Below are 24,289 nucleotides of genomic sequence, written 5' to 3'. Positions count from 1 at the left end.
TAGTCGGTTACCAGTCATTCTCCCAGTGCGGCGCGCCGCGGTAGCGCTCGATCAGGCAGTCGACAAGTGCCCGGACCTTCGCGGCCAGGTGGCGGCTATGGGGATAAAGGGCGTGCACGCCGAAGGGGGCCGGCTCGAAGGCTTCCAGCAGGCGTCTGACCCGCCCTGTCCGTAGCGCCGGACCGGCCACGAATCCAGGCACGTAGGCGAGGCCGAGGCCGGCTTCGGCCGCCTGCAGGCAGGCCTCCGCGTTCGAGTATCGCAGGCGTCCGGCAACGGGGATTGCCAGCGGCTCGCCGTCGGCGGCCCGGAAGCGCCAGAGGTTCGGCTCTCGGAAATTGGTGTCGGCGATGCAGTCATGGCCGGCGAGGTCGCCAGGCACGGTCGGCTCGCCGCGCCGCGCGAGATAGCGCTCGGCGCCGACCAGGACGATCCGCACGTCGCACAGCTTGCGCGCGATCAGGCTGCTGTCCTCCGTCCGACCGACCCGGACCGCCATGTCGAAGCCCTCATCGACGAGGCTCACCACCCGGTCCGTGAAGCTCACCTCCAGGTCGATCTCGGGGTAGCGCATTGCGAAGTCGTTCAGCGCCGGTGTCAGTTCCATGGTGCCGAAGGTCAACGGTGCCGTGAGGCGGAGCCGCCCGCGCGGGACCTGCGCACTGTTCTTGATCGACAGGTCGAGGATGTCGAACTCCTCCAGGAGCGGCCGGATGCGCTCGAAGTAGGCCTGACCGGCCTCCGTCGCAGAGACGGCCCGGGTTGTGCGGTTCAGGAGACGCACCCCGAGTTCGGCCTCCAGGCGGGAGACGAGCTTCGAGGCTTGGCCAGAGCTTGTACCAAGCCGCGCCGCTGCGGCGGTGAAGCTCCCGGTTTCCATGACCGCGACGAACATGCGGTCGCATTCCAGACGATCCACTTCCCACCCCGATGCTGAAAGGACAACGCTCATCAAGGACCACGCTACCCCGGTGTGGAAGGGGGCTCGTCAGGGCCAGGCCGACCGGTTCGCGGCATCGTGGATCCTCCCAGAGCACCATGAAATCAATCATGCTGCGCGGACCGGTTGAACCCGCCGTGGCCCGCTTGAGGATGTCCCGCTCCTGGCGAAGGATCCCGTTCTCCCGTCGCAGCCGCTTCAGCTCGGCGGCGACGTCTTCCTGCCCGGAGCGGCCCGGCGCATCGATCTGCCGGTCCCGGCTCCGGCTGATCCAATGGACCAGCGTCGACAGACCAATCCCGAGGCCCTCAGCGATCTCGCGCTGGCTCCGCCCGCTCGTCCGGACCAACCGGACGGCCTCGTCCTCGAATGCCTTCATGAACCGTCTCTGCTGCGGCATCGAGTTCCCCTTGCCTCATCAGGAACCCTCCACTTTTCCGAAGCAAGTCCAGCTTTACGCTGTCAAAGGCTCTGTTGTGCTGTCCGGCTAATCTCTTGCTCGACGGCACCAAACAAAGCCGCGATGAAGCTGAAGCGGTAGGCGACGGCAACACGGACCGTTATCTGCCGGCTGGTGCTGTCGATTGCGCAGCTGGCCTGGTTCCGGATCATCCGATCCGCGGCCAGTCCGGGGAGCAGGGCAGGGGGGGCAATCGCGGCCGATAGCTCGGAAAGGCAGCGGTTGGTGGTGTCGCCCCCAACATACACCAGCGCGGCGCGCAGAGTGGCATTGGCGTGGCGTTCGACTGCTTCCACAGTATAGGCGTAGCGCGCCAGCTCGATGCCACCCAGCAGCAGCATCAGAAAGGGAAGGGCGACGAGGCCAAGTTCCAGGGAGAGCGCACCGCGCCGCCCCAGCCTAGCGCAGGCGAAGCTCGGCATGGCCATGCAGCACGGTGGAAGGGAAGACGGCGGCCGTCAGCGGTGTGCTCGCGATGAAGGGCCTGTTGACCTCAATGGAGACATACATCGCCGGCGCGGCCGTGCCGCAACTGCCGCCCGTGCAACTGACCGTGCTGCCATCCTCACAGCGGCAGGCCACCACCGGATCGGGCACGGTGATGTCCGCCCAGCCCGGCAGGTTGGCGCGGATGGCGGCGGTAATGCCGGCGCCGTCCGTCGGCCGGGTGAAGGCATATTGCGCGCCGGCCCGTGCCGCCGCTTCCAGCCGGAGATTTTGCAGGACAGCATTGCCCAGATCAAAGCCTCCCAGTGCCATCAGGGCGAGGACGGGCGCGACGAGCGCGAATTCCAGGGCGGAGACGCCCCGGCGGCAGGCTCGGAGCCGAGCCAGCATCCGCATCACTCCACCAGCCGGGGCACTCGGATTTCCGGGACCGCCGTGTTGCGGGCGGGACAGCCGCTGACGTCGAACGGGAAATTGCTGAGTTGCCCGATCTCCAGCGTGCCGACGACGATCGGCAGGCAGGTGCTCGGGTCTGGCGCCGACATATTGGTGATCCTCGTATAGCCGTTCGGCACATAGATTCCGCCGAGCAAGGCAATGGAGCTGAGACTTGACATTCGTAGGGTGGGATTGCTGCTGCTGCCGGTCGGGCCGGAATCCGAACGGACGATGATCATCCCGTTCAGGGCAGGATCGTAGCTGTTGACCCGGGGCGCGGTGATGCGTGCGCTTGAGAGGCTGGTGAAGTTGACTTGTCCAGGGCTGCTGCCGAGCAGGGCGACGGTGCAGTTGTCGCAGAGAAAGCGGCTGAGATTCTCCGCGCTGAAGGAAGCGGTGGTGCCGGTGCCGGTGCCGACCAGGATGAAGGTGCAACCGTCGCAGGTAAGTTCGGAGAGGCTGCTGATGGTCAGGGAAGCATTGTGGAAGATGTAGGTGCCGGCGTCGAGCGGCACCTTGCTGTCGCTTCCGATCTTGTAGGCTTGGTTGCAGAATGCCGTGCCGGTCTGCTCGTAGGGCGGCATTTGGGCGCGCGTGTTGAAGGTGAAATCTTTGGGGTTGGTGGTGGTGCAGGGCGGGTTCGGCGCCGTCAGGTTGTTGAGTCTGGCATAGGGATTGGCGATCGCGGGCGCCTGCTCCTGATAGCCCTCCGCCAGGGTCACGTTCCGATTGGTGCAGCCGCTGCAGGTTCCGGCGGTCACCACGCCCTGCGCCGAGAAGCTGCCGGAATTGTCGATTTTCACCGCGCCCGAGCCTGTGCTGTTGGCGCCCAGCGCGCAGCCCTGCGCCGAGAATTTGCTGAAGCTGGCGACGCTGACGGTCCCGTTGAGCGCCAGCAGGCAGACCTGCGTGGTGCCTTTCAGCATGGCCACCGCGCGCACGCCGATCTCGCCCTCGGGCTGGCCGAGCAGGGCTCCGGCCATGGCGAGGGGCTGCCGGTGGCGGATCTCCACCTCATAGGCCTGCATGTTGTCCTTGAAGACGCCGCTTGCCGGCGGGTTGCGGACGGCCAGGGTGGTATCGCCCGAACCGGCGAAGCCGTTCAGTCCGGCGACCTCGATGCCGGCGGCGAGAGCAGCGTCGCGTGTCCGCGTCTCGGCGGCCGAGGCGGCGGCGATGGCCGCCGTGTCGGCGGCGCTCTGCGCGCGTTGCTGGACCAGGTAGAGCAGCCCGCCATCGGCGGCGAGGGCGACGACTCCCAGCAGGGCTGTCGCGCTGACGGCGAAGAGCAGAGCGGTGGCGCCCCGTCGGTCGTGGCGGAGCCGGCGCAAGGCGGCTTTGGGGAGGCGAAGCCGGGCGGAAAGGGGGCGAGGGGACACGGGACTAGGCCGATCAGGGTGGAACAAGCCGGATCCGGTAAGGATCTTCAAGATGCCACGAGGGGTAGAGCTACAACCACGACACATACCTAGCAGCACGCGCTGTGGTTGATAAACATTAAAAAGTTCTTCTCCTGGTAGGGCGCGAGGTGCTATCACATCTTTGCTACCGAGACGAGCGGTTACCCGAAATGATCACGCGATGGGCGTGTGATCGCGTGGTCCGCCTACCGGATGCGAGATCGGAGAGAATCCCATGATGGGTAAGGCACTTTACCTGCTCGCCAGCCTGAAGGCGGACCGCAAGGGCGTGACCGCGCTGGAGTACGGCGTGATCGCGGCTGTGCTGGTTGTGGCCGTTGCTGGCGCCGCCACGAGCTTTGGAGGCAAGATCACGCCGTTCTTCACCTCGGTGATGTCGCAGATCGACACCGCCGCAGGTACTACCTCAGGCAGCTAATAAGTCCTGATGGCGAGGCGGCGCCAGAAGGGCCGCCTCGTCTTCTTCCCCGCCTTTCTGGGGGTTCGAGAAATAGAAGAGGCCGGCGATGCTTTTCCTCGCCTTCCTGCCCGTCCTGGCCGTTGCCGCGTGGCGGGATGTCGCGACGCGCACCATCCCGGATACTGCCAGCCTCCTCCTTGCCCTGATCGGCCTTGCTTGGCGCTTCTGGGCCGGTCCGCAGGCCCTGCTGGTTTCGCTTCTTGCCGCCGCACTCCTCTTCATTCTTCTTCTGTTCCTGTTTGCCCGGGGTGCCCTGGGCGGCGGTGACGTGAAACTGATGTCGGCCCTGGCGCTCGGTATGAGGCCGGCCGCAATTTGGGACTTCCTGATTGTCACTGCGGCCGCGGGCGGCGTGCTGGCCCTGGCTTACCTCGTGCTGTCGCGGCTAATCCCGGCGCGTCTTGCGCGCCCTACGGCGGCGCGCACCGTCCTTCCGCGCCTTTTCAGGGTGGAGGCTTGGCGTATCCGTCGCCGCGGTCCACTGCCCTATGGTGTCGCCATTGCCCTGGGCGGCGCCGTGGTTCTGCTGCGGGGGGCATGAGATCCGACGATGCGCCTTCTCCTCGTTCTAGTTCTGCTGCTCGCAGCGGCCGGCCTGGGGCTGGTTGCCTGGCAGGCGGTGCAGCCACCAGCTCCACGGCCGGTCGCGCAAGCGGAGGCGGCGCCGCCGCCGCCGCCCGTGCGTATCCGCGTTCTCGTCGCCGCGCGCCCGCTTCTGGCCGGCTCGCTGCTGAAGGAGGAGGACTTGGCGGTGCGCGAGGTGCCGCCTGGCAGCGCCTCCGAGGCGGCGCTGCGCGACTCTCCGGAGGAGCGTGCCGCGCTGCGCGGCGCCATGCTGCGCCAGTACCTCGAGGCCGGGGCGCTGCTGTCTCGTGATGACGTCCTGCGCCCGCGGGACCGTGGCTTCCTGGCCGCCGTGCTGCGTCCGGGGATGCGCGCGATCTCGGTCGGCGTCGATGCCGTCACCGGCACGGCCGGGCTGATCTGGCCTGGCGACCAGGTCGATCTGATCCTGACCCAGGAACTTGAGCCCGCCCAAGCGCCGCTCGGCCGCCGCGTCTTTGCGGAAACCGTGCTGACCGACATCCGCGTGATCGCGGTGGACCAGAAGCTGACCCAGGGCGCCAGCGGTGATACCGCCGCCCGTGACATCGCGCGCACGGTGACGCTGGAGGTTTCCGCCCGGCAGGCGGAGCGGGTGGCGGTGGCTGGACGGCTCGGCCGGCTTTCCGTTACGGTACGCGCCATGGAAGAAACGGCAGCCGCCGATACAACCGCCCGGCCTGTCGCGGTCTTCAGCGGGGATGTGTCCTCCGCCCTCTCGCGCAGCGAGCAGGCCGCGGGTTTGCGAATGCGGGTGATCCAGGGCGGCGAGACGCAGGATCTGACCTTTCGATGAGCTTTCCTCCTGCGCGCCGCCTGCTTTGCGCCGGTCTTCTGGTTCTGTCGCCGCTGGCCTCCGCCCGGGCCCAGCCGGACCTGCCCACCGTGGCGCCGGCCGGGCCGGTGGCCCCGCTGATGGGCAGTGCCCGCCTGCAGGCGGGCACCGGGCAGTTGCTCACCTTGCCGCGCCCCGCTGCCACCGTGATCGCAGCCGATCCACGCATCGCCCGCGTGCAGCCGACCGCACCCACCCGCCTTTTCGTCATGGGCGTGGCGGAGGGGCGGACCACTCTGATTGCCACGGCGGAGGACGGCTCCCTGGTGGCGCAGTATGATGTGACTGTGCGCGGCATGGTGGGGCCTGCTGCCGGCGCGCCCTTGGCAGAGCCCTCTGGTGCGGCCCCCGCTGCCACGCCGGTGAATGCGGCGGCACTGGAAGCCGCGCTGCGCGACGCGGTGCCAGGCGGGCAGGGGCTGCGCGTGCGCGTTACTCCTTCCGCCCTCGTGCTGGAAGGCAGCGTCGCCTCGCCCGCCGAGGCGCATCGCGCTGCCACCCTGGCCGCCGCCTTCGGTGGGAAGGAGCGCACCGTAAGCAACGAGCTGGTGGTGCGCAGCAGCACCCAGGTGAATGTCCGCGTCCGCATCGCCGAGATCTCGCGGCAGATCACGCGCGAACTGGGTCTCAACTGGCAGGCGCTCGGCTCGATCGGCAGCTTCGCCTTCGGCCTGCGCAGCGGCCCGGTCGCCAATACCGTCGCGGGCGCCGTGGCCAGCGGCGCTACCTCGCTGAGCGGCGCGGCCTCCGCCGCGCGTCTCGCCGGCGGCCTCTCCACCTCGCGCCTTGACATCAACGCGGTAATCGATGCGCTGGCCGCCGACCAGCTGATCACCATCCTGGCAGAACCGAATCTGACCGCCCAATCAGGCGAGACGGCGAGCTTCCTGGCTGGCGGCGAGTTTCCCGTGCCGGTCGCGGCGAGTGCGCAGAACAATGCGATCACCATCGAGTTCAAGCCCTTCGGCGTCAGCCTCTCCTTCGTGCCAACGGTGCTCTCGGCCGACCGCATGAGCCTGCGGGTGCGCCCCGAGGTGAGCGAGCTGTCGCAGAACGGCGCCATCAGCGTGCCGCTGGCCAATGGCACGGTGCAGATCCCGGCGCTGACGGTTCGCCGCGCCGAGACCACGGTGGAACTCGGCAGCGGGCAAAGCTTCGCCATCGCCGGGCTGCTGCAGCGCAACAGCACGCAGGTTCAGCAGGGCTTCGCCGGCCTGGGGGATCTGCCGGTGCTGGGGCCGCTGTTCCGCTCCGATCTGTTTCAGCGCAGTGAGAGTGAGCTCGTGATCATCGTCACGCCTTACATCGTCCGCGCGGTCTCGGAACCGGCGGCGCTGGCAGCGCCGACCGACCGCTTCCGGCCCGCGACGGATCTGGAACGCGTGCTGCAGCGGCGTCAGGTGGCGCGGGGTGCTCCGCCGCTTCCGGTTCTCCGCCGACCGGTCGATGCCGGCTTCATGCTGGAGTAGCGCACCATGGCCAAGCCTCTCGCCCTCGGGGCCTTCCTGCTGCTGGCCGGCTGCGGCTCGGACCCGATGCTGCGTCCCGGCACCTGGCATGCCGAAGGGCTGAACGACCGTAACCTGCGCGCCATGCTGGTTGATCCGGCCCATGCGGAACAAGGCATCGGCACGTCGGACAGCCGTGCCGACACCGCCGCGGCAGCGGTGCAGTGGCTGCGTGAGGGCAAGACGCGCCTGCTCATTGACCCGCGCGCCTCGGGGACCACGGCCCATGCTGGCCAGTGAGGCGGCACGGCTTGGGGGCGTCTCCGAGCGGCCTGTCCTGCTCGCCTTCCTCGCCGACGAGGATAGCGAGGCGGCGCTGCGGGGCGGCCTCGCGGAATGGTCTGATGCGCTGCCGGTGCGGCGCGGCAATGTCCGCACTGCTGTGCGGACGCTTGAGCGCGAGCCGACACCGCGCCTGCTGATCGTCGATGTCTCTGGTGTGGAGGATGCCGCCGCTGAGCTGGATCGGCTCGCGACGGTGTGCAGCCCAGATGTACGTGTGTTGGTGGTGGGTGAGCGCGCCGATCTGAGCTTCTACCGCGACATTACGCGCGAGCTTGGCGTCGAGGAATATATCTACAAGCCGCTCACCCGCGATAATGTGAGCCGCCTCTTTGGCCCCCCCCTGGCGGAACTGGTGGCCGCTCGGGCAGGGCATGGCGCCACCGCGCCGCGTGGCGGCCATATCATCGCCGTCGGCGGCGTCCGGGGCGGGGTGGGCGCCACCACCATCGCCACCAACCTGGCGCTGCATCTTTCAGAGACGACGCGAGGCCATGTCGCCCTGCTCGACCTGCACTTGCGCGGCGGCAGTACGGCGCTGGCGCTGGGCGTTCGTCCCGGGGCGGGCCTGCGGGTGGCGCTGGAAGAGCCGGACCGGGTCGATGCGCTGTTCCTGGACCGCGTCTCCATCCCGATCTCCGACCGCCTGCGGTTGATCGCCGCCGAGGAGGCCTTCGAAACCAGCCCGGCGCCGACCGAGGAAGGCATTTCCCGCCTGCTTGGGCTGCTGCGCTCCCGCTTCAACATCATCGTTGCCGACCTTCCCATGCCGCCGGCGACGGTTGAGCGTCGTGTACTCGCCCTTGCGCGCCACCGCATCCTCGTGATGGGGCCGGACGTGGCGAGCATCCGCGATGCAGGCGCGGGGCGACGTATGGTCGCGGCGCTGGCCGGCGGAGCGGCGCCCCTGGTGGTGCTCAACCGCGCCGGGATGCGTGGCGGGCTCAGCGCGGCTCTGGTCGCGGAAGGCCTTGGCAGCGTACCGGACATCAGCATTCCCGACTTTCCAACGCAGTTGCCGAAAGCCATGAATCTCGGTCGTCCTGCCCTGCACGACAGCGCCGGCTTCCGCCGTGCCCTCGCGCCCCTGGCCGGGGAAATCTCCGGCGCCAAGCCGCAGGCCCAGGCTGCGGAAAGCAGGCTGCGCCGTCTGGCGCGGTTGTGGCGGTCATGAAGACCTTCGGTCGCCGCTCTGAAACTGCGCCGCCGCTGGCCAGCGCGGCGCCCGTCAATCCTGCTCCGTCGCGGGAAGTGCCGCTGCTGCGGCTGCGCAGTCAGGTGATGGAGCGCGTTGACCCCGTTGTCGCCGCTGAGTTGTCGGCACCCGCCCTGCGCAGCCAGCTTGAGGCCATCGTGCACGAGGTGGCCGATCGTGACCGGCTGGAACTCTCGGCGCGCGAGCAGGCGCGGCTGGCGGAGGAGCTGACCCATGACATGGTCGGCTACGGCCCTCTGGAGCCGCTGCTGCAGGATGACAGCATCAGCGACATCATGGTGAACGGCCCGGACCGGGTCTTCGTGGAGGTGCGCGGCAAGATGCGCCCCTCCGATGTGCGCTTCCGCGATGCGGCGCAGGTCGCCAACATCGCGCAGAAGATGGCGGCGGCGGTCGGGCGCCGCGTCGATGAGTCGAGCCCGCTGTTGGACTGCCGCTTGGCCGATGGCAGCCGCGTCAACGTCGTCTTCCCGCCGCTGGCGCTGGACGGACCCTGCCTGTCGATACGCAAGTTCTCGAAGTCGAAGATCGATTTCACCGCAATGGTGGCGAATGGCAGCATGATCCCGCAGGTCGCGCGGGTACTGGAGGTCGCGGCGCGCTGCCGGCTCAACATGGTCGTCTCCGGCGGCACCGGCTCCGGCAAGACCACGATGATGAACGCACTGAGCCGGCTGATCGACCCTGATGAACGCATCGTCACCATTGAGGACGCTGCGGAGCTGCAGCTTCAGCAGCCGCATGTGGTGCGCCTGGAGACCCGCCCGCCGAATCTGGAGGGGAAGGGCGAGATCACCCAGCGCGATCTGATGAAGAACGCTCTGCGGATGCGCCCGGATCGCATCATTGTGGGCGAGGTGCGTGGCGCCGAGGCCTTCGACATGCTGCAGGCCATGAACACCGGTCATGACGGCTCGTTCTGCACGGTGCACGCCAATACCACGCGCGATGCCGTCACGCGCATCGAGAACATGGTGCAGATGGGCAGCATGTCGCTGCCGCCGCGTGCCATCCGTACGCAGATCGCCAGCGCGGTGGACATGATCATCCAGGTCGAGCGCATGCGCGACGGCGTGCGCCGCGTCTCGCAGATCTCTGAGGTCTGCGGCCTGGAAGGCGACGTGATCACGATGAACGAGGTGTTCACCTTCGCCTTTGAGGGCGAGGATGCTAATGGCCGGCTGCTTGGCCGCTATGTCAGCCCGCGTACGCGTCCGATCTTCTCCGAGAAGCTGCGCTATTTTGGTCTGGAGCGCGTTTGGATGGACGCCCTGCAGGAACTGCCCGAATGATGCCCGCACTTCTGGCGACGGTTGCGGCGCTGCTCTGCCTCGCTGCCGCAATGATCTTGCGCGGCGGCGCCGAGGCGAAGCTGCGGGCGCGGGTGCAGGGTGTGCAGGTGGTCACGGCGCCCGCCGCTCCGACGGCGCGCAGCCTGCCCAGCATCCGCGTGACGCCCCGCCAGAGCAATCCCTTGCTGGGCCGCATCCTGCGCCTGGTCTGCTACAATCCCGACAACCCGGCCGAGCACATCCTGCCCTGGCCGGTCGTGGCGGGGGCGGGCGTGTTGGCCGGACTGCTCAGTTTCTGGCGCGCCGAGGGCTATCTGGGGCCGCTGCCCGCCATCGCGCTCGGCACCGTCTCGGGCACCCTGGCCGTCCGCACCATCTTTCTGTGGCAGCATCGCCGCTACACCGGCGCGCTGTTCCGGCAATTCCCGGATACTCTCGGCGTCATCGTCCGCGGCCTGCGCGCTGGCCTGCCGATGACCGAGGCACTGCGCAGCATCGCGCGGGAGATGCCCTCGCCGACGCGGGAGGCCTATGGCCGCGTCGTCGGCGAGATCGCCATCGGCCGCTCCGCTGAAGCCGCATTGTGGAATCTCTATGAGCGCACGCGGCTGGCGGAATTCGCTTTCTTCTCGGTGATGATCGGCCTCCAGGCACAGACCGGCGGCAGCCCGACGGCAGCGCTGGATACCCTGGCCGACATGGTGCGCAAGCGCGTGGCGATGCGCAGCCGTGCCCGGGCCCTGGCCTCGGAAGCCCGCACCTCGGCGGCGATCCTGGCAGTGCTGCCCTTCTTCGCGGCGCTCGGCCTGTCCTTTCTGCAGCCCGGCTATCTCGACCTCTTCTTCAACACGCCGCTGGGCCAGACGCTGCTGATGGCCGCCGCGACGCTGCTGGCAACCGGCCTGCTGACCATCCGCTGGCTGATCCGCAAGAACACCAGCGAATGATCGCCGCCCCGTCCGTTTCACCTCTGATGCTCGCCGCCCTTGCTGGCGGCGCCGCGGCGCTGCTGGCGCTCGCCGCAGCGCTGCTGCTGAACATGGAGGCGCGTCAGCGTGACCTGGCCGCGCGGATTCGCCAAGTCACGCGACCTTCCAGCACGTCGCCACGGCGGCAGGCCAAGGCGATGCAGCCGCTCGGGCGTGCCCTCCAGCAGCTCGGCGAGGTCCTGCGGCGCACCGCCCTGTTCTCCGCCAAGGACCTGGCCGAGCTGGAGCGCGCAGTGGCGGCGGCGGGCTTCAATCCGCACCGTGCGGTCCCGACCTTTCTCGGCACCAAGTTGATCGCCGTCATCCTGTTGCCGCTGCTCGGCTGGCTGCTGGCGGAGTTCAGCGGCGGCGGACAAAAGATCTGGCTGATGCCGTCCGCCGGGCTGGTCCTCGGCATACTGGCGCCCGGCTGGGTGGTGGCCGGGCTGCGGCGGCCCTATGTGGCGGCGCTGTCGCGTGGCCTGCCGGACGCACTGGACCTGATGGTGGTCTGCGCCGAAGCCGGCCTGGGCCTCGACAGCGCGGTAGAGCGTGTGGCGCGCGAGATGGAATTCTCCAACCCGGCCATCGCCGTCGAGTTGTCGCTGCTGGGCCAGGAACTGCGCATGCTGCCCGACCGGAGCGCCGCGCTGATGCGTCTCGGCGAGCGCACGGGGATCGAGAGCTTCCAACGCCTGTCGGCGACGCTGTCGCAGACCCTGCGCTACGGCACACCGCTGGCGCAGGCTCTGCGCGTGCTGGCCGGCGAAATGCGGCAGGAACGCATGGTCAGGCTGGAGGAGCGTGCCGCCCGGCTGCCGGCCCTGCTGGTGCTGCCGCTGATCCTGTTCATCCTGCCCTGCCTGTTCATCGTGCTGATCGGCCCCTCCGCCATCCGCCTCATCGCGCAGTTCTCGGGAAGCTGAAGGGGGACCCGCATGCTTCGCCTCACGCACGGCCTCGCGCTGATTCCCCTGTTCCTGGCCGGCGGCTGCGCCATGTCGGGCGGGCGCGACGAAATCGCGAGCCGGCTGCATGTCGCCGCGGTCGCGGAGCAGTCGGGGCAGGGTGATGTCGCACTCTCGCTGTATGCCGCGACTGCCGAGCAGGCGCCGGACCGGCCAGAGGCCCAGCTGCGCTACGCCCATGCCCTGCTTGACTACAAACAGCCTGAGCAGGCCATGGAGGTGCTGCGGACGGCGCTGCAGAAACATGCTGACGATCCCGGTCTGCTGGCGGAGGCCGGCCGTGTCCGGCTTGCCCTGGGGCAGGCCGAAGCGGCGTTGGCGACCTACAAGGCGTTGCTGCGCAAGGCGCCGCGGGATGCTGCGGGGCTGAATGGGCAGGGGGTTGCACTTGATCTCCTGGGGCGCCATGGCGAAGCCCAGCAGAGCTACCGCGCGGCACAAGCTGCCTCGCCGGACAATCTTGCGGCGGCGAACAATCTCGCTCTCTCTACTTTGCTGGACGGCCGCGCTGATGCCGCTGTCGCGCTGTTTGATACGCTCGACCAGCCAGGCGTGCCGGAGCGGGTGCGGCAGAACCATGCCATTGCCCGCGCGGTGGCCAGGGAGGTGGTAGAGGATCCGGAGCTTGAGGCTCTCGCTGCGCCCCTTCGATAGCACCTAACCGGTAGCGCAAAGTTTCAGAGGCCGGCTTTCTTCTGTTGAGCCCTTGGGGACCTTACGTCGCCCAGCACCTCAGCGAGGGTGCTGAACCGCGCCAGGTTTGCCGGAGGCTTCAAACCTTGAGGGGTTGGAGGCATGACGAAGAAGACGACGAACCGCTTTTCGCCTGAGGTTCGGCAGCGAGCGGTCCGGGTGGTTTTGGGCCATGGCGGCGACCATGTGTCGCAATAGGCGGCGATCGGCTCGATTGCGGGCAAGATCGGCTGCACGGCCGAGACGCTGCGCAAGTGGGTGCGCCAAGCCGAGCGCGACCAGGGTCAGCGCCCCGGTACGGCCACGGAGGAGCGTGAGGTGGTTGAGGTGGTCCCCATCTGCCGGACGGACTGGCGGCCTGGATAAGCTCGGTCCTGGTTGTTCTCAGGCCGCCAATCTCGTCATCGCGTCTGCCCTATACGCCTCATCGGGGGTCTGCCCCGCCAGGGCGCTGTGTGGGCGTCCGGCGTTGTAGTAGCCGATCCACTGTGTGAGCCCGGCCCGCATCTCCGAGCCGGTCTCGAAGGCGTGCAGGTAGACGCACTCATACTTCAGGCTAGGCCACAGCCGCTCGATGAACACGTTGTCCATCCAGCGGCCGCGGCCGTCCATGGAGATGCGCGCTCCCGCCCGTTGCAGCACGCTGGTGAACCGCGGCGAGGTGAACCGGCTGCCCTGATCGGTGTTGAAGATCTCCGGCCGCTCATGGTGCGCCAGGGCCTCCTCAGCGCTTCGAGGCAGAACTCGACATCCAGGGTGTTCGACATCCGCCAGGCCAGCACCTTGCGCGTCGCCCAGTCCATCACCGCGACCAGGTAAAGGAAGCCGCGGCGCATGGGCAGGTGGGTGAGATACTGTTGGCGAATTTCCTGGACGCGATTTGGTGTGCAAAGCTCCTCCATGAGCCTGCATCCAATGCCAGTTGGCGAGATCCCACCCGAGACCGCGCGCATTGCCCGCGCTGCCTTTCCCAGGGGAACTGTTGCAACGCGTCTCCGAGATGAGTTCAGCGCCCTCTATGGGGACGAGGACTTCCGTCGGCTTTACCCCAGCCGTGGGCAGCCCGGCCTCGCCCCTTGGCGCTTGGCGTTGGTGACGGTCTTTCAGTTCCTTGAGCATCTCAGCGACCGCCAGGCCGCCGATGCCGTGCGGGCGCGGATCGACTGGAAGTATGCCCTCGGGCTCGAGCTCACCGATCCCGGCTTCCACTTCAGCGTGCTGACGGAGTTCCGGGCGCGCTTGGTGGCGGGCGGGGCGGAGCACTTTCTCCTGGACCGGATGCTTGACCACTTCAAGGCCCGCGGCTTGGTCAAGGCTCGGGGCCGGCAGCGGACCGACAGCACCCACGTACTGGCCGCAGTGCATGACCTGCATCTGCTCGAATTGGTGGCCGAGACGCTTCGGGCCACGCTGGACGACCTGGCGGCTGTGGTGCCCGACTGGCTGCGCAAAACGGCCCAGCCTGTCTGGTTCGAGCGCTATGCCCATCGCATCGAGGATTACCGCCTGCCCAAAAGCCAGGAGAAACGGGAAGCACTTGCCCTGGAGATCGGGACCGACGGGTTCTTCCTGCTCGATGCGCTGGATGGGGCCGGGACCCCGTCGGCAGCGCGCGAGATCCCAATGGTTCAGACGCTGCGTGATGTGTGGCGGATCCATTATGCGCGCGACAATGGCCGCCCGCGCTGGCGTTCTGGCAAGGAGCTGCCGCCAGTCGGCGAGCGCCTGCAGTCTCCCTATGACCCGGAGATGCACGACAGCACCAAGCGGCAGATGGAATGGTCGGGCTACAAGGTGCACGTGACCGAGACCTGCGACGCGGATGCGGTGCATCTGGTCACGCATGTGAAGACCTGCCCTGCGATGCAGCCGGACATGGCAAGCACGGCAGAGATCCATGAGCACCTGGCTGCCAAGGGGCTGCTGCCCTCCGAGCATTTCGTGGACGCCAGCTATGTTGATGCGGCCCTGCTCGTGGGCAGCCAGCGCGACCATGGTGTCTCGCTCGAGGGGCCGGTCCGAGGCATGGCGAGGCGACGAACCCAGGCAGAGCAAGCCTATGAGCAGCGCCACTTCACCATCGACTGGGAACACGAGCAGGTCACCTGCCCACAGGGCAAGACGTCGGTGACCTGGCGCGCTGGGCTGGACGAGGTCGGTGCCCCACGCATCCAGGCCGTGTTCAGCCGCACCGATTGCAGCGCCTGCACCGCCCGGACGCTGTGCACGCCGGCAAAGGAGGCCCGGCGTTCCGTCTACTTCCACCCTCGTCCCGAATACGAAGCGCTGAACGCGGCTCGCGCGCGAATGCACGACCCCATCTGGAAGCAGCGCTATCACGTGCGCGCCGGCATCGAAGGAACGCTCTCGCAGGGCGTGCGCGCGCTTGGCATGCGACGAAGCCGCTACATCGGGCTGGCCAAGACCGGGCTGCAGGAAGCATACACGGGCGCCGCCATGAACGCCTTGCGTGCGGTGCAGTGGCTGTCAGGAGTGCCGCGCAGCAGCACTCGCACAACGCGTTTCGCCGCCTTGGCGGCGTGATTTCGCCAACAGTATCTAGGTGAAATCCGACAGCCGGAGCTGGTTCGGCCGCGGCGCTCAGCCTGCCGCACTCACTTCCGGAGCATCTCGGCTGTGTAGCCAATCTTGGCCGCGATCGTGCCGATGGCCGACCACTGCGAGGCGTGGTCGCCCCCATGATCCAACACCATCCGCACGGCCCCCTGCCTGATCTCAGGCGAAAACCGGTTCGACGTCTTCTTCGTCATAGCCCCATCCTCTCGACAACTGGGGCCTCCGGCAAACCCGGAGCGGTTCAAGCCTCTCTCGTCGGCCTTACGAGCAGCGTTCCTTAACCCAGATTCGCGGAATTCTGCATTGCGATGTCAGAATGGCATGTGAAAACCTGATCGCTGGCCTGAAGGAAGCTTTCCGCCACCGACGCTAGGCTGACACCCGCCTGCCTGATAAGGCGCATCTCAAAGGTGACCTTTGGCACAAACGGCCGAGATAGCCCCCCGCGCCGCGCATGGTTGGCAGCCGCAAGCGCGTCCACAATGCCTATGCCCACCCCCTCAAGCACCAGGTCGGAGATGATACCAGACAAATGTGTCTCGATTCGAGTATGTATTTCGATGCCGTTCCGATCTAGGATTGCATTCACCTGAGCACCAATCTGCGTGGCAGAGAAGAAGCTGACCAGGGTTTCGCCCCGCAGATCCTCGGGGTGCAGCGAACCGCGCAGCGCCAGCGGATGGCCAGCCGGCAGGATGCAGCGGCAGGGGATGGAGAAGCTGCGCTCCGCGACTAGTCCTGGGATCCCGACTAGAGTGCTGGCGAAGCCCAACGCACAACTCCCCGTCAGCACCATGGGAACGACGCTCTCCGAATGAAGGCAGTGGACGGAGACCCTGCACTCCGGATGGCGCCGGCCGAATTCTTGTAAGATGCTGGGCAGGATCGGAGCCATGGCCGGCATACAGGCGACGGACAGTGAACTGTGACGCCCTTGCCGGATTTCGCCGGCGACGGAGGCGATACGCTCCAGGCCGATGAAGGAGCGTTGCGTCTCCTCGAACAGGAGGCGCGCTTCCGGCGTGGCGCGCAGGCGGCCCTTGATCCGATCGAACAACCGGAAGCCGATCTCCTCCTCCAGCTCCTTGAGCAGGCGGCTGACCGCAGGCTGGGTCCGCGCCAGGGCGTCGGCGGCCTGCGACACGCTGCCTGTCAGCACCGTGTAGCGGAAGGCCTGGAGACCGCGGTGGCTAAGGTGACGTGGCATCAGGCCATGCGACGGTAGCGGGAGGTGCTCGTGCTGCCCCGGACGCGGCAGGGCTGGCGGCAGGCACAGCAGTGGAGCCGGGAATGCATTCTCAAGGCGCGCGCCTCTCCTTGTCTCCGTCCAGCTCTGCGGCAGCGCGAAACCGAAGCGTCCGGCCCTTCCCGACGCGGCAGAGTTCAAGGAAAGTATAAGCTTTCCGTATGACAGGTCAGTAATTTTCTATATCGAACTGGCTTGATTCCCCGCCGCGTCTGAATAGCATTCCGACAGGCGCACAGGTCCTCACCTGCTCCAGAGGCCCGGCGAGCCAGACAAGGTGCCGACGGAACGGCGCCGCATCGGGGAGTTTTCGCCAGCACGGCCATCGGCGATGGAGGATGCCGTGCAGGAGTTCCCAACCGCGAATGGCGCGGGTGCGCCCCGTCGTGCAAAACCTCTCCTGCGGGCGCAGGGCTGACGGCGGCGGGCCATGGGCACCTTCCGCTACATTGCGCGCCGGCTGATCTTTTCGGCCTGCCTCATCCTCGGCGTCAGCATCATCCTCTTCGCGCTGATCAACGCGATCGGGAACCCTGTCGAGATCCTGCTGGCTGAGCGGCCCGGCATCACGGATGAAATCATCCAGCAGGTCACCGCCTATTACGGCCTGGATGGCAGCGTGACCGACCGCTATTTCACTTGGCTCTGGGCCATCCTGCGCCTCGATTTCGGCACAAGCATCATCTACAACCAGCCCGTCTCCGAGATGCTGCTCGCCTATGGTGTGGAGACGCTGAAGATCCAGATCCCCGGCATCCTCATCGCCCTCGGCATGGCGGTGCTGGTCTCGACGCTTGCGGCGACGCGCCAGTACAGCCGGGTGGATTTCGGGGTCATTTCCGGCGCGATGCTCGGCCATTCGCTGCCGGGCTTCTTCATGGGGATCCTGCTGATCCTCGTCTTCTCCTACTGGCTCGGCATCCTGCCCTCCTATGGCGCCTACTCGACGCGCAGCATGCTCATGGACAGCACCGTGATCGACGGGCTGTGGCACATGGTGCTGCCGGTCGGCATGCTGGTGATCTTCAACACCGCGACGCTGACCCTGCTGATGCGCTCCTCACTGGTCGAGGTGCTGCGGCAGGACTTCATCACCGCGGCGCGCGCCTCCGGCCTGCCGGAGCGACGCGTGGTCTTCGGCCATGCGTTGCGCAACGCTTTCATCCCCGTGTTGACCTATCTCGGCATTCTCTTCGGCCTGATGCTGGCGACCGCCCCCGTCACCGAAACGGTCTTCACCTGGCCGGGGCTGGGCGGGCTCTACATCATGGCGATCCAGCAGCTCGATTATCCCGTGATCATGGGCGAGACCATGGTGGTCACCGTCATGCTCGTCACGGCCACGCTGCTGACCGACATCGCCTATGTGCTGATCGACCCCCGCATCCGGCTGGGCTGACGACCATGGACGCACCGATCGCCCCCGCACCCGCCGTCGTGCCCGAGGCCGGCCTCGCCAGAACGGAGCGGCCGCCCCGCCCGCCGGGGATCTGGCGCCAGAGCTGGTACCGCTTCCGCAGGAACCGCGCCGGCATGCTGGGTCTTTGCCTTGTCGGCTTTGTGGTGCTGGTGGCGGCGCTCTGCCCCTTCATCGCTCCCTTCGACCCGAACGACCAGTCGGCCATGCTGCGCGGCGCGGCGCGGCAGGGGCCGACGCTGACGCACCTGCTCGGCACCGACCGCAACGGGTACGACGTGCTGAGCCGCGTGCTCTACGGCGCGTCAACGGCGCTGATGGTCGGGATCGGCGCCATGATGATAGCCTCGGTGATCGGCGTCGTAATCGGCGGCATCGCGGGCTACGCCGGCGGCCTCACCGACGAGTTCCTGATGCGCTTCGCCGAGTTCTTCATGGTGGTGCCGGTCTTCATCGTGATCCTCGCCGTCGTGCGCCTGTTCGGTATCGTGGTGGTGGGTACCTGGCTGGAAAGCGTGCCGAACCTCAGCCTGATGACCATCATCGTGTTGCTGGGGCTCTTCGAATGGGCGCCGATCGCCCGCATGGCGCGCGCCGAGTTTATGCGGCTCAAGCACGCGGAGTTCGTCGAGGCGGCGACCTGCATCGGCTCGACCAGGCGCGAAATCCTGCTCCGCCACATCCTGCCCAATGCACTGCCCTCCCTGGTCGTGCTGGTGGCGCTCGGCATCGGCGGCGCGATCCTGGCGGAGACCATGGTGAGCTTTCTCGGCTTCGGCGATCCCAAGGCGGTTTCCTGGGGGCAGCTTCTCTACTTCAACTACGAGGCGCTGAAGGTCGCGCCCTGGGCCTCGCTGGCCCCCGGGGCGGCGATCTTCATCACGGTGCTCGGCTTCAACCTGCTGGCGGATGGACTGACCGATGCTTTCAACCCTCGCCTCCGCCAGTAGGCCCGTCGCCGCCGCGCCTGAGGCGCCGCTCGTCCGGGTCGAGGACCTGCGCGTGCACTTCTTCACGCGGGACGGGGTGGTGCGCGCGGTAGACGGCATGGACTATGTGGTGAACAAGGCAGAGACGCTGGGCATCGTCGGCGAGTCCGGCTCGGGCAAGACCGTCTCCAGCCTCGCCATGCTGCAGCTCGTGCCGCCGCCGGCGCGGACCGTGGGCGGGCGCATCCTGTTCCGCGGCGAGAACCTGCTGGAGCGGACACCGAAGGCCATGGCCTCCGTGCGCGGCAAGCACATCGCCATGATCTTCCAGAACCCTGCCACCTCGCTCAACCCGATCTACTCCATCGGCGCGCAGCTCTGCGAGATCGTGAGGTGGCATGAGAAGGTCAGCCGCCGGCAGGCCGAGGAGCGCGCGACGGCGCTGCTGAACCTTGTCGGCATCAGCGACCCCGCGGCGCGGCTGCGGCAGTTTCCGCACGAGCTCTCCGGCGGCATGAAGCAGCGGGTCGGCATCGCGCGCGCCCTGCTGTGCAACCCCGCCCTGGTGCTGGCGGACGAGCCGACCACCGCCCTCGACGTCACCATCCAGGCGCAGATCCTCGACCTGTTGGCCGAGCTGCAGGCGCGGCTGCACATGTCCATGGTGCTGGTGACGCACGACATGGGCGTGGTCGCCCGCATGGCGGACCGGATTACGGTGATGTATGCCGGCCGAGTCTGCGAGACGGCGAGCGCCAGGACGATCTTCACCGCGCCGCGCCATCCCTATACCCGCGCGCTTCTTGAGAGCATGCCGCGGGTCGACCACTCCTATTCCGGCCGCGCGCGGCAGCCCCTGCCGACCATCGCCGGACGCCCACCCAACCTGCTGCACCCGCCGGCCGGTTGCCGCTTCCACGACCGCTGCCCGGAGGCGACGGCGGAATGCCGCCGGGTCCTGCCCGTGGAGACGGAGGTCGCGCCCGGCCATACGGTGAGCTGCATCCGCCACGGCAGCCAGGGAGTCGCCGCATGAGTGCCGCGCTGCTTGAGGTCGATGGCCTCTCCAAATGGTATCCGGTGCGGCAACGCGGCCTGTTCCGTCAGCACACGACAGGCGAGATCCGGGCTGTCGATGACGTCTCCTTCCGCATCCGCGCCGGGGAGACGCTCGGGCTGGTGGGCGAATCCGGCTGCGGCAAGACGACGACGGCCCGCGCCATCCTGAACCTCGTCGAGCCCAGCGCCGGCTTCATCCGCTTCGAGGGGCGCGACGTCGTGCCGGTCTTCCGCGAGGGTGACCGTGCCAAGGTCCTGCAGATCCGGCGCTCGTTGCAGTATGTCTTCCAGGATCCCTGGCTCTCGCTGAATCCGCGCTGGACAATCGGCGAGACGCTGAAGGAGCCGCTGCGCGTCCATCTGCCCGATCAGCCGCATCGCTGGGAGGAGAGGGTGGAGGAGCTTCTCCGCATGGTCGGACTCGAGCCGCACCACGCCTGGCGCTACCCGCATGAGTTCTCGGGCGGGCAGCGGCAGCGCGTCGGCATCGCGCGGGCGCTGGCGGTGGAGCCCAAGCTCCTGATCCTGGACGAGCCGGTCTCCTCGCTCGATGTCTCGGTCCGTGCGCAGATCCTGAACCTCCTGGTCGCGCTGCAGGACCGGATGGGCCTCGCCTACCTCTACATCTCGCATGACCTGAGCTCGGTGCGCTTCATCAGCACGCATGTCGCGGTCATGTATCTCGGCAAGCTTGTCGAGATCGGGCAGGTGGACGCGCTTTTCACGCGGCCGCGCCACCACTACACCCGCGCCCTGCTGAGCGCCATCCCGGTCCCCGAGCCGGGTGCGGCGAATACCCGCATCGCCCTCCAGGGCGAGGTGCCGAGCGCCATGCGCCGGCCCCCCGGCTGCCCTTTCCATCCCCGCTGCGCTGCCGCCCTGCCGGTATGCCGCGAGGTGGAGCCTCCGCTCACACCGGCCGGCGAGCAGCATCGCATGGCCTGCCACAACCCTGTCTGAACACATCACGGGAGATCGAGGATGTCGATGAGTGCCAGGCGCCGCACCGTGCTGAAGGCTGCGGCCGCAGCCGCGGTGACCGCCGCTGTCGGACCCGCCCGGGCGGCGGCGCCCTTCTTCAAGCTCTACCTGATGATTCCGAACAACCAGCCGGCCCGCATGATCTGGGGCACGCTGGCGGCCCAGCAGATGTCGCGCATCGGCATCGACGTCGTGTCGAGCTTCGTGCCCTTCACCGTGATCGCCCCGCGGCGCTCGAAGGGGGATGGGAAGTCGCACCCCGAGGGCGGCTGGGATGCCTATCTGGAGCGCTACTACTACAACGCCGTCGCGCCGACGCCGAACACGCTGTTCCACAGCGAGCTTATGCCACCGAGCGGACAGAACTATTACTACGTCAACGACCCCCAGATCGATGCCGCGCTCGACAAGATGGCAGCAACGGTCAATCCGGCCGCGCGCGTGGATGCCTACCACGCCTTCGAGAAGCGTTGGTACGACACCGAGCCGATGACCATCCTGTTCTACCCGGAGGATGTGATCGCGGTGAATCCGAAGCTCAAGGGTTTCGACAGCACCACCTTCAACCCGGTTTTCTACCCGCGGCCGGAGAAGTGGACGATCGAGGGGGGCGGCGACAACGCCACCGCCGCCTTCGCCTCCTGGGCCCCGCCCATGTCGCTGATCCCGATGTACAGCAACGGCTATAGTGATTCGAACGTGTTCGGGCCGATCTACAACAGGCTCTACGAGTACGAGAGCTGGGACAACAAGAAGCTCGTCCCAGCCCTCGCCACGGGCCACACTATGTCGGAGGACGGCAGGCACTGGGTCATCACGCTGCGCCAGGGCGTCACTTGGCATTCGGGCGAGGAGTTCACGGCCGAGGATGTGAAGTTCACCTGGGACACCTTCCTTAATAAGGCCTATGGCGCGCCGATCCAGGCGGCGGCGGAGCAGGTTCTGGGCGGACCGGGCAGCTACAAGGTGACCGGCAAGCACGAGATCACCGTCGATCTGCCGCAGTACAACATGTTGTTCTTCGACTGGCTGCTGGGCGCGCAGGCGATCATTCCGAAGCATGCCTACCAGGACATCAAACCCGAGGCGATGCGCAGCCATACGGCGAGCACCTGGCTCGGCCGCATGTCGGTGAAGACCTCCGACGGTAAGACCTACACCTCGCTCGGCGGTGTCGGCACCGGCCCGTGGATCGCGCAGGGCTACGACCCGCAGCGCAAGGCCTACAAGTACGTCCGCAACGAGAAGTACTGGAAGCCGCATACGGGCAATGTGAAGACCTTCTACGTGGTCAACATCCAGGGCACGGACTCCGTGCTTTCCGCCCTGAAGGCGGGCGAGATCGACGCGCACGACCCGATGTATGACATCGGCCCCCTCGCCAGCACGGTCGAGCCGGAATGGGGCAAGGTGCTGACCTTCGACAGCTTCAAGTGGCAGCACATCTGCTATAATCTGAAGCATCCCGTCTTCGGCACCGGCGTCGAGACGCCGCTCGGCAAGAAGGCCCCGTCCAAGGCGGCCGAGGCCGCCGCCTACATCCGCAAGGCGATCAGCCACGCCATGCCGCGCGAGCAGATCGTCAAGGAAATCGCCGGCGGCTACGGCAATCCCGGCACCGTTCCGATCCCGTGGTCCGCTCCGGAATACGACCACGACCTACTGAAGCCAATCGCCTACGACCTGGATCTCGCCCGACAGTACATGGAGAAGGCGGGCTACACCTACTGAGAACGGGGCGGCCGGGCACGCCCCGGCCGCCGCCAGTCACGCAAAGGACGACGTCAATGGCAAGCAGAGGCCATATGAAGCTCGGCATGTCGATGCGCGGGCTCGGCTATCACCCGGCGGCCTGGCGGCACCCGAAGGTGCCCGCCGACGGCACTTGGCGCTTCGAGCACTATGTGCGCAGCGCCCAGGCGGCCGAGCGCGGCCTGTTTGACATGATTTTCTTCGCTGACGGCATTGGCATCCGCGAGCGCGACGAGCCGAAAGGATCGCTCGCGCGGTCCGGCTACGAGATTGTGGAAATGGAGCCGTTGACTCTGCTCCCGGCGCTTGCGGCGCTGACGCGAAACATCGGCCTCGTCACCACCGCCTCCACCACCTATAACGAGCCCTACCACATCGCTCGCAAGTTCGCGACGCTGGACGAGATCAGCGGCGGCCGCGCCGGCTGGAACATCGTCACCTCCTGGTCGGACGCGGAGGCGCACAACTTCAACCGTGCCAAGCACCTCGACTACGACACCCGCTACGAGCGCGCCGGCGAGTTCGTCGAGGTGGTCAAGGGCCTGTGGGACTCCTGGGAGCCCGGCGCCTTCCCCTGCGACAAGGCCTCCGGGCTCTTCATGGACGAGAGCCGCATGCATCACCTGAACCACAAGGGCAAGCATTTCTCGGTAAAGGGGCCGCTCAACGTCGGGCCGATGCCGCAGGGGCGCCCGATCCTTTTCCAGGCCGGCGCCTCGGAGCCTGGGCGCGAGATCGCCGCGGCGCATGCCGACGTCGTCTACGCCGCCTCCGACAGCATCGCCTCGGCGAAGGCCTATTATGACGACGTGAAGGGCCGCATGGCCAAGTATGGCCGCGAGTGGGACGATCTGAAGATCATGCCGGGCGTCCGCACGGTGGTTGGGCGCACGCGGGAGGAGGCGCAGGCTAAGGTCGACCTTCTGCAGTCCCTCGTCGATCCGCTGGTCGGCCTCGCGCGGGTGTTCAACGAACTCGGCGACCTCAGCGGCTACGACGTGGACGGCCCCGTCCCCGAGCCGGTCATCGAGCCGCAGGTCCGTAGCAGCGTGGAGCGCACCATGCAGCGCGTGCGACGGGACAAGCTGACCATCCGCCAGCTCTACAACCAAATGACCATGGGCGGCTTCTGCCTCGTCGGCACCGCCTCGGATATCGTCGACGGCCTGCAGGAGTGGTACGAGGCCGGTGCCTGCGACGGCTTTAACATCCTGCCGACCCACCTGCCGGAATCCTGCGAAGATTTTGTTGAGCTCATTACACCTGAGCTGCAGCGGCGGGGACTGTTCCGTACAGCCTACGAAGACGTCACGCTGCGAGGGAATCTCGGGCTGAAGCCGCATGTGAACCGCTATGTGGCAGTCCATCAGCGGGAGTCCGCCGCCGCGGAATAGCGCCTCGGCCAAAGCCTGCATGCCTCGCTGCGCTTGGCCATGCACCTGTGACAGCCGCGCTCTTCTGTAATCGGATCACTCAATGGCCGGCGGTGGGTGTCACGTGGTGGGTCCCTCGCTTCTGTTCGTGGTCGACGTGGAGCCGCCACAGGCTACGGCCAAGCAGACGGGGCAGGTCAATTCAAGAAGCGGACTCAGTGGGTACCGGCACCGGCGCTGTTGCGGCCTCGTCCTGCCGCATCCCCGCGACGGGACCTCGAACGCTGGGATCAGGAGCGTGGGAGGCTAGGTGTGTAGTCCCGGGGAGTAGTGGTGCATCTTTGACCCGCGAGGGGGAGGATGTCCTGTGGCAGGCGGTCTTCACGGTTCAGCCCGAACGGCGCCGCGTGTTCGAGCCGAGCTC

Annotated in this window: 22 protein-coding genes and 4 pseudogenes; 18 read left to right on the top strand and 8 right to left on the bottom strand. The window is 67.3% G+C overall.

Annotated features, from left to right (window positions below; genetic code table 11):
* Positions 1-7: 7 nt before the first annotated feature.
* The 5 genes and pseudogenes from QMO56_RS24570 to QMO56_RS24550 form a co-directional block, all read right to left on the bottom strand.
* Positions 8-895, bottom strand: a complete 888-nt coding sequence (locus QMO56_RS24570) for a LysR family transcriptional regulator (protein WP_283529955.1) — start codon at positions 893-895, stop codon at positions 8-10.
* A gap of 178 nt (positions 896-1,073) precedes the next feature.
* Positions 1,074-1,340, bottom strand: a pseudogene (locus tag QMO56_RS24565) (transposase); the annotation flags it as partial.
* Positions 1,341-1,402: 62 nt separating this feature from the next.
* Complete coding sequence (locus tag QMO56_RS24560) at positions 1,403-1,822, bottom strand: TadE/TadG family type IV pilus assembly protein (protein ID WP_283529953.1); 420 nt, start codon at positions 1,820-1,822, stop codon at positions 1,403-1,405.
* Positions 1,800-2,237 (bottom strand): TadE/TadG family type IV pilus assembly protein, encoded by a 438-nt coding sequence (locus QMO56_RS24555; RefSeq protein ID WP_283529951.1) that lies wholly within the window; start codon positions 2,235-2,237, stop codon positions 1,800-1,802. Before QMO56_RS24555 ends, QMO56_RS24560 begins: the two co-directional genes overlap by 23 nt.
* A gap of 5 nt (positions 2,238-2,242) precedes the next feature.
* Positions 2,243-3,616: a pilus assembly protein TadG-related protein gene (locus QMO56_RS24550; RefSeq protein ID WP_283529949.1), complete on the bottom strand. Its 1,374-nt coding sequence runs from the start codon at positions 3,614-3,616 to the stop codon at positions 2,243-2,245.
* A gap of 304 nt (positions 3,617-3,920) precedes the next feature.
* Here QMO56_RS24550 and QMO56_RS24545 point away from each other — a divergent pair, with 304 nt between their 5' ends.
* The 11 genes and pseudogenes from QMO56_RS24545 to QMO56_RS24495 all read left to right on the top strand — a co-directional run.
* Positions 3,921-4,124 carry a Flp family type IVb pilin gene (locus QMO56_RS24545; protein ID WP_283529948.1) on the top strand — a complete coding sequence of 68 codons (204 nt, stop codon included), beginning with the start codon at positions 3,921-3,923 and terminating at the stop codon, positions 4,122-4,124.
* A gap of 88 nt (positions 4,125-4,212) precedes the next feature.
* A complete protein-coding gene (locus QMO56_RS24540; protein ID WP_283529945.1) occupies positions 4,213-4,707 on the top strand; it encodes a prepilin peptidase in 495 nt (164 codons plus the stop codon).
* A 9-nt stretch (positions 4,708-4,716) separates the two neighbouring features.
* Entirely contained in the window at positions 4,717-5,565 is an 849-nt protein-coding gene (cpaB, locus tag QMO56_RS24535; RefSeq protein WP_283529943.1) for a Flp pilus assembly protein CpaB, read from the top strand.
* Positions 5,562-7,073, top strand: coding sequence for a type II and III secretion system protein family protein (locus QMO56_RS24530; protein WP_283529941.1), 1,512 nt, complete (start codon positions 5,562-5,564; stop codon positions 7,071-7,073). The genes cpaB and QMO56_RS24530 overlap by 4 nt, the downstream gene beginning before the upstream one ends.
* 6 nt (positions 7,074-7,079) lie before the next feature.
* Complete coding sequence (locus tag QMO56_RS24525) at positions 7,080-7,352, top strand: hypothetical protein (protein ID WP_283529939.1); 273 nt, start codon at positions 7,080-7,082, stop codon at positions 7,350-7,352.
* On the top strand, positions 7,339-8,568 hold the full coding sequence (locus tag QMO56_RS24520; RefSeq protein WP_283529938.1) for a pilus assembly protein: 1,230 nt from the start codon (positions 7,339-7,341) through the stop codon (positions 8,566-8,568). The genes QMO56_RS24525 and QMO56_RS24520 overlap by 14 nt, the downstream gene beginning before the upstream one ends.
* The gene (locus QMO56_RS24515; RefSeq protein ID WP_283529936.1) at positions 8,565-9,902 is read left to right on the top strand and encodes a CpaF family protein; all 1,338 of its coding nucleotides are present in this window, start codon (positions 8,565-8,567) and stop codon (positions 9,900-9,902) included. Before QMO56_RS24520 ends, QMO56_RS24515 begins: the two co-directional genes overlap by 4 nt.
* Positions 9,899-10,849: a type II secretion system F family protein gene (locus QMO56_RS24510; RefSeq protein ID WP_283529934.1), complete on the top strand. Its 951-nt coding sequence runs from the start codon at positions 9,899-9,901 to the stop codon at positions 10,847-10,849. Before QMO56_RS24515 ends, QMO56_RS24510 begins: the two co-directional genes overlap by 4 nt.
* Positions 10,846-11,796, top strand: a complete 951-nt coding sequence (locus tag QMO56_RS24505) for a type II secretion system F family protein (RefSeq protein WP_283529932.1) — start codon at positions 10,846-10,848, stop codon at positions 11,794-11,796. The genes QMO56_RS24510 and QMO56_RS24505 overlap by 4 nt, the downstream gene beginning before the upstream one ends.
* Before the next feature lie 12 nt (positions 11,797-11,808).
* Complete coding sequence (locus tag QMO56_RS24500; RefSeq protein ID WP_283529930.1) at positions 11,809-12,492, top strand: tetratricopeptide repeat protein; 684 nt, start codon at positions 11,809-11,811, stop codon at positions 12,490-12,492.
* 141 nt (positions 12,493-12,633) lie between these two features.
* Positions 12,634-12,864, top strand: a pseudogene (locus QMO56_RS24495) (transposase); the annotation flags it as partial.
* Positions 12,865-12,915: 51 nt separating this feature from the next.
* On the opposite strand, the pseudogene QMO56_RS24490 reads toward QMO56_RS24495, so the two are convergent.
* Positions 12,916-13,382: pseudogene (locus QMO56_RS24490) on the bottom strand (transposase); the annotation flags it as partial.
* A gap of 49 nt (positions 13,383-13,431) precedes the next feature.
* Here QMO56_RS24490 and QMO56_RS24485 point away from each other — a divergent pair.
* Positions 13,432-15,075: an IS1182 family transposase gene (locus QMO56_RS24485; protein ID WP_283529928.1), complete on the top strand. Its 1,644-nt coding sequence runs from the start codon at positions 13,432-13,434 to the stop codon at positions 15,073-15,075.
* A gap of 74 nt (positions 15,076-15,149) precedes the next feature.
* Here the strand turns inward: QMO56_RS24485 and QMO56_RS24480 are convergent.
* Positions 15,150-15,302 (bottom strand): annotated as a pseudogene (locus tag QMO56_RS24480) (IS3 family transposase); the annotation flags it as partial.
* 83 nt (positions 15,303-15,385) lie between these two features.
* A complete protein-coding gene (locus tag QMO56_RS24475) occupies positions 15,386-16,315 on the bottom strand; it encodes a LysR substrate-binding domain-containing protein (RefSeq protein ID WP_283529927.1) in 930 nt (309 codons plus the stop codon).
* A 469-nt stretch (positions 16,316-16,784) separates the two neighbouring features.
* Between QMO56_RS24475 and QMO56_RS24470 the strand changes: the two genes are divergently transcribed.
* From QMO56_RS24470 to QMO56_RS24445, 6 genes are read left to right on the top strand one after another with little or no spacing between them, the layout of a single operon-like run.
* Positions 16,785-17,753: an ABC transporter permease gene (locus QMO56_RS24470; protein ID WP_283529925.1), complete on the top strand. Its 969-nt coding sequence runs from the start codon at positions 16,785-16,787 to the stop codon at positions 17,751-17,753.
* Positions 17,754-17,758: 5 nt separating this feature from the next.
* A complete protein-coding gene (locus QMO56_RS24465; RefSeq protein ID WP_283529923.1) occupies positions 17,759-18,721 on the top strand; it encodes an ABC transporter permease in 963 nt (320 codons plus the stop codon).
* Positions 18,693-19,736 (top strand): ABC transporter ATP-binding protein, encoded by a 1,044-nt coding sequence (locus QMO56_RS24460; RefSeq protein WP_283529921.1) that lies wholly within the window; start codon positions 18,693-18,695, stop codon positions 19,734-19,736. Before QMO56_RS24465 ends, QMO56_RS24460 begins: the two co-directional genes overlap by 29 nt.
* The gene (locus QMO56_RS24455) at positions 19,733-20,719 is read left to right on the top strand and encodes an ABC transporter ATP-binding protein (RefSeq protein ID WP_283529919.1); all 987 of its coding nucleotides are present in this window, start codon (positions 19,733-19,735) and stop codon (positions 20,717-20,719) included. The genes QMO56_RS24460 and QMO56_RS24455 overlap by 4 nt, the downstream gene beginning before the upstream one ends.
* Before the next feature lie 27 nt (positions 20,720-20,746).
* Positions 20,747-22,471: an ABC transporter substrate-binding protein gene (locus QMO56_RS24450; protein ID WP_283529917.1), complete on the top strand. Its 1,725-nt coding sequence runs from the start codon at positions 20,747-20,749 to the stop codon at positions 22,469-22,471.
* Positions 22,472-22,527: 56 nt separating this feature from the next.
* The gene (locus tag QMO56_RS24445) at positions 22,528-23,886 is read left to right on the top strand and encodes an LLM class flavin-dependent oxidoreductase (RefSeq protein WP_283529915.1); all 1,359 of its coding nucleotides are present in this window, start codon (positions 22,528-22,530) and stop codon (positions 23,884-23,886) included.
* The last annotated feature ends 403 nt before the right edge of the window (positions 23,887-24,289 follow it).

This window comes from Roseomonas sp. E05 (assembly GCF_030063475.1).
Classification (GTDB): Bacteria; Pseudomonadota; Alphaproteobacteria; order Acetobacterales; family Acetobacteraceae; genus Pseudoroseomonas.
Note: the sequence above shows the minus strand (reverse complement) of the source record. Positions and strands in the feature narration are given on the sequence as shown.

Coding starts and splice junctions, on each gene's coding strand:
- QMO56_RS24545 (WP_283529948.1), top strand. CDS start 3,921: ATGATGGGTAAGGCACTTTACCTGCTCGCCAGCCTGAAGGCGGACCGC.
- QMO56_RS24510 (WP_283529934.1), top strand. CDS start 9,899: ATGATGCCCGCACTTCTGGCGACGGTTGCGGCGCTGCTCTGCCTCGCT.
- QMO56_RS24445 (WP_283529915.1), top strand. CDS start 22,528: ATGGCAAGCAGAGGCCATATGAAGCTCGGCATGTCGATGCGCGGGCTC.
- QMO56_RS24485 (WP_283529928.1), top strand. CDS start 13,432: ATGAGCCTGCATCCAATGCCAGTTGGCGAGATCCCACCCGAGACCGCG.
- QMO56_RS24475 (WP_283529927.1), bottom strand. CDS start 16,315: ATGCCACGTCACCTTAGCCACCGCGGTCTCCAGGCCTTCCGCTACACG.
- QMO56_RS24505 (WP_283529932.1), top strand. CDS start 10,846: ATGATCGCCGCCCCGTCCGTTTCACCTCTGATGCTCGCCGCCCTTGCT.
- QMO56_RS24455 (WP_283529919.1), top strand. CDS start 19,733: ATGAGTGCCGCGCTGCTTGAGGTCGATGGCCTCTCCAAATGGTATCCG.
- QMO56_RS24515 (WP_283529936.1), top strand. CDS start 8,565: ATGAAGACCTTCGGTCGCCGCTCTGAAACTGCGCCGCCGCTGGCCAGC.
- QMO56_RS24570 (WP_283529955.1), bottom strand. CDS start 895: ATGTTCGTCGCGGTCATGGAAACCGGGAGCTTCACCGCCGCAGCGGCG.
- QMO56_RS24525 (WP_283529939.1), top strand. CDS start 7,080: ATGGCCAAGCCTCTCGCCCTCGGGGCCTTCCTGCTGCTGGCCGGCTGC.
- QMO56_RS24470 (WP_283529925.1), top strand. CDS start 16,785: ATGGGCACCTTCCGCTACATTGCGCGCCGGCTGATCTTTTCGGCCTGC.
- QMO56_RS24460 (WP_283529921.1), top strand. CDS start 18,693: ATGCTTTCAACCCTCGCCTCCGCCAGTAGGCCCGTCGCCGCCGCGCCT.
- QMO56_RS24555 (WP_283529951.1), bottom strand. CDS start 2,237: ATGCTGGCTCGGCTCCGAGCCTGCCGCCGGGGCGTCTCCGCCCTGGAA.
- QMO56_RS24450 (WP_283529917.1), top strand. CDS start 20,747: ATGAGTGCCAGGCGCCGCACCGTGCTGAAGGCTGCGGCCGCAGCCGCG.
- QMO56_RS24540 (WP_283529945.1), top strand. CDS start 4,213: ATGCTTTTCCTCGCCTTCCTGCCCGTCCTGGCCGTTGCCGCGTGGCGG.
- QMO56_RS24465 (WP_283529923.1), top strand. CDS start 17,759: ATGGACGCACCGATCGCCCCCGCACCCGCCGTCGTGCCCGAGGCCGGC.
- QMO56_RS24530 (WP_283529941.1), top strand. CDS start 5,562: ATGAGCTTTCCTCCTGCGCGCCGCCTGCTTTGCGCCGGTCTTCTGGTT.
- cpaB (WP_283529943.1), top strand. CDS start 4,717: ATGCGCCTTCTCCTCGTTCTAGTTCTGCTGCTCGCAGCGGCCGGCCTG.
- QMO56_RS24560 (WP_283529953.1), bottom strand. CDS start 1,822: ATGCCGAGCTTCGCCTGCGCTAGGCTGGGGCGGCGCGGTGCGCTCTCC.
- QMO56_RS24520 (WP_283529938.1), top strand. CDS start 7,339: ATGCTGGCCAGTGAGGCGGCACGGCTTGGGGGCGTCTCCGAGCGGCCT.
- QMO56_RS24500 (WP_283529930.1), top strand. CDS start 11,809: ATGCTTCGCCTCACGCACGGCCTCGCGCTGATTCCCCTGTTCCTGGCC.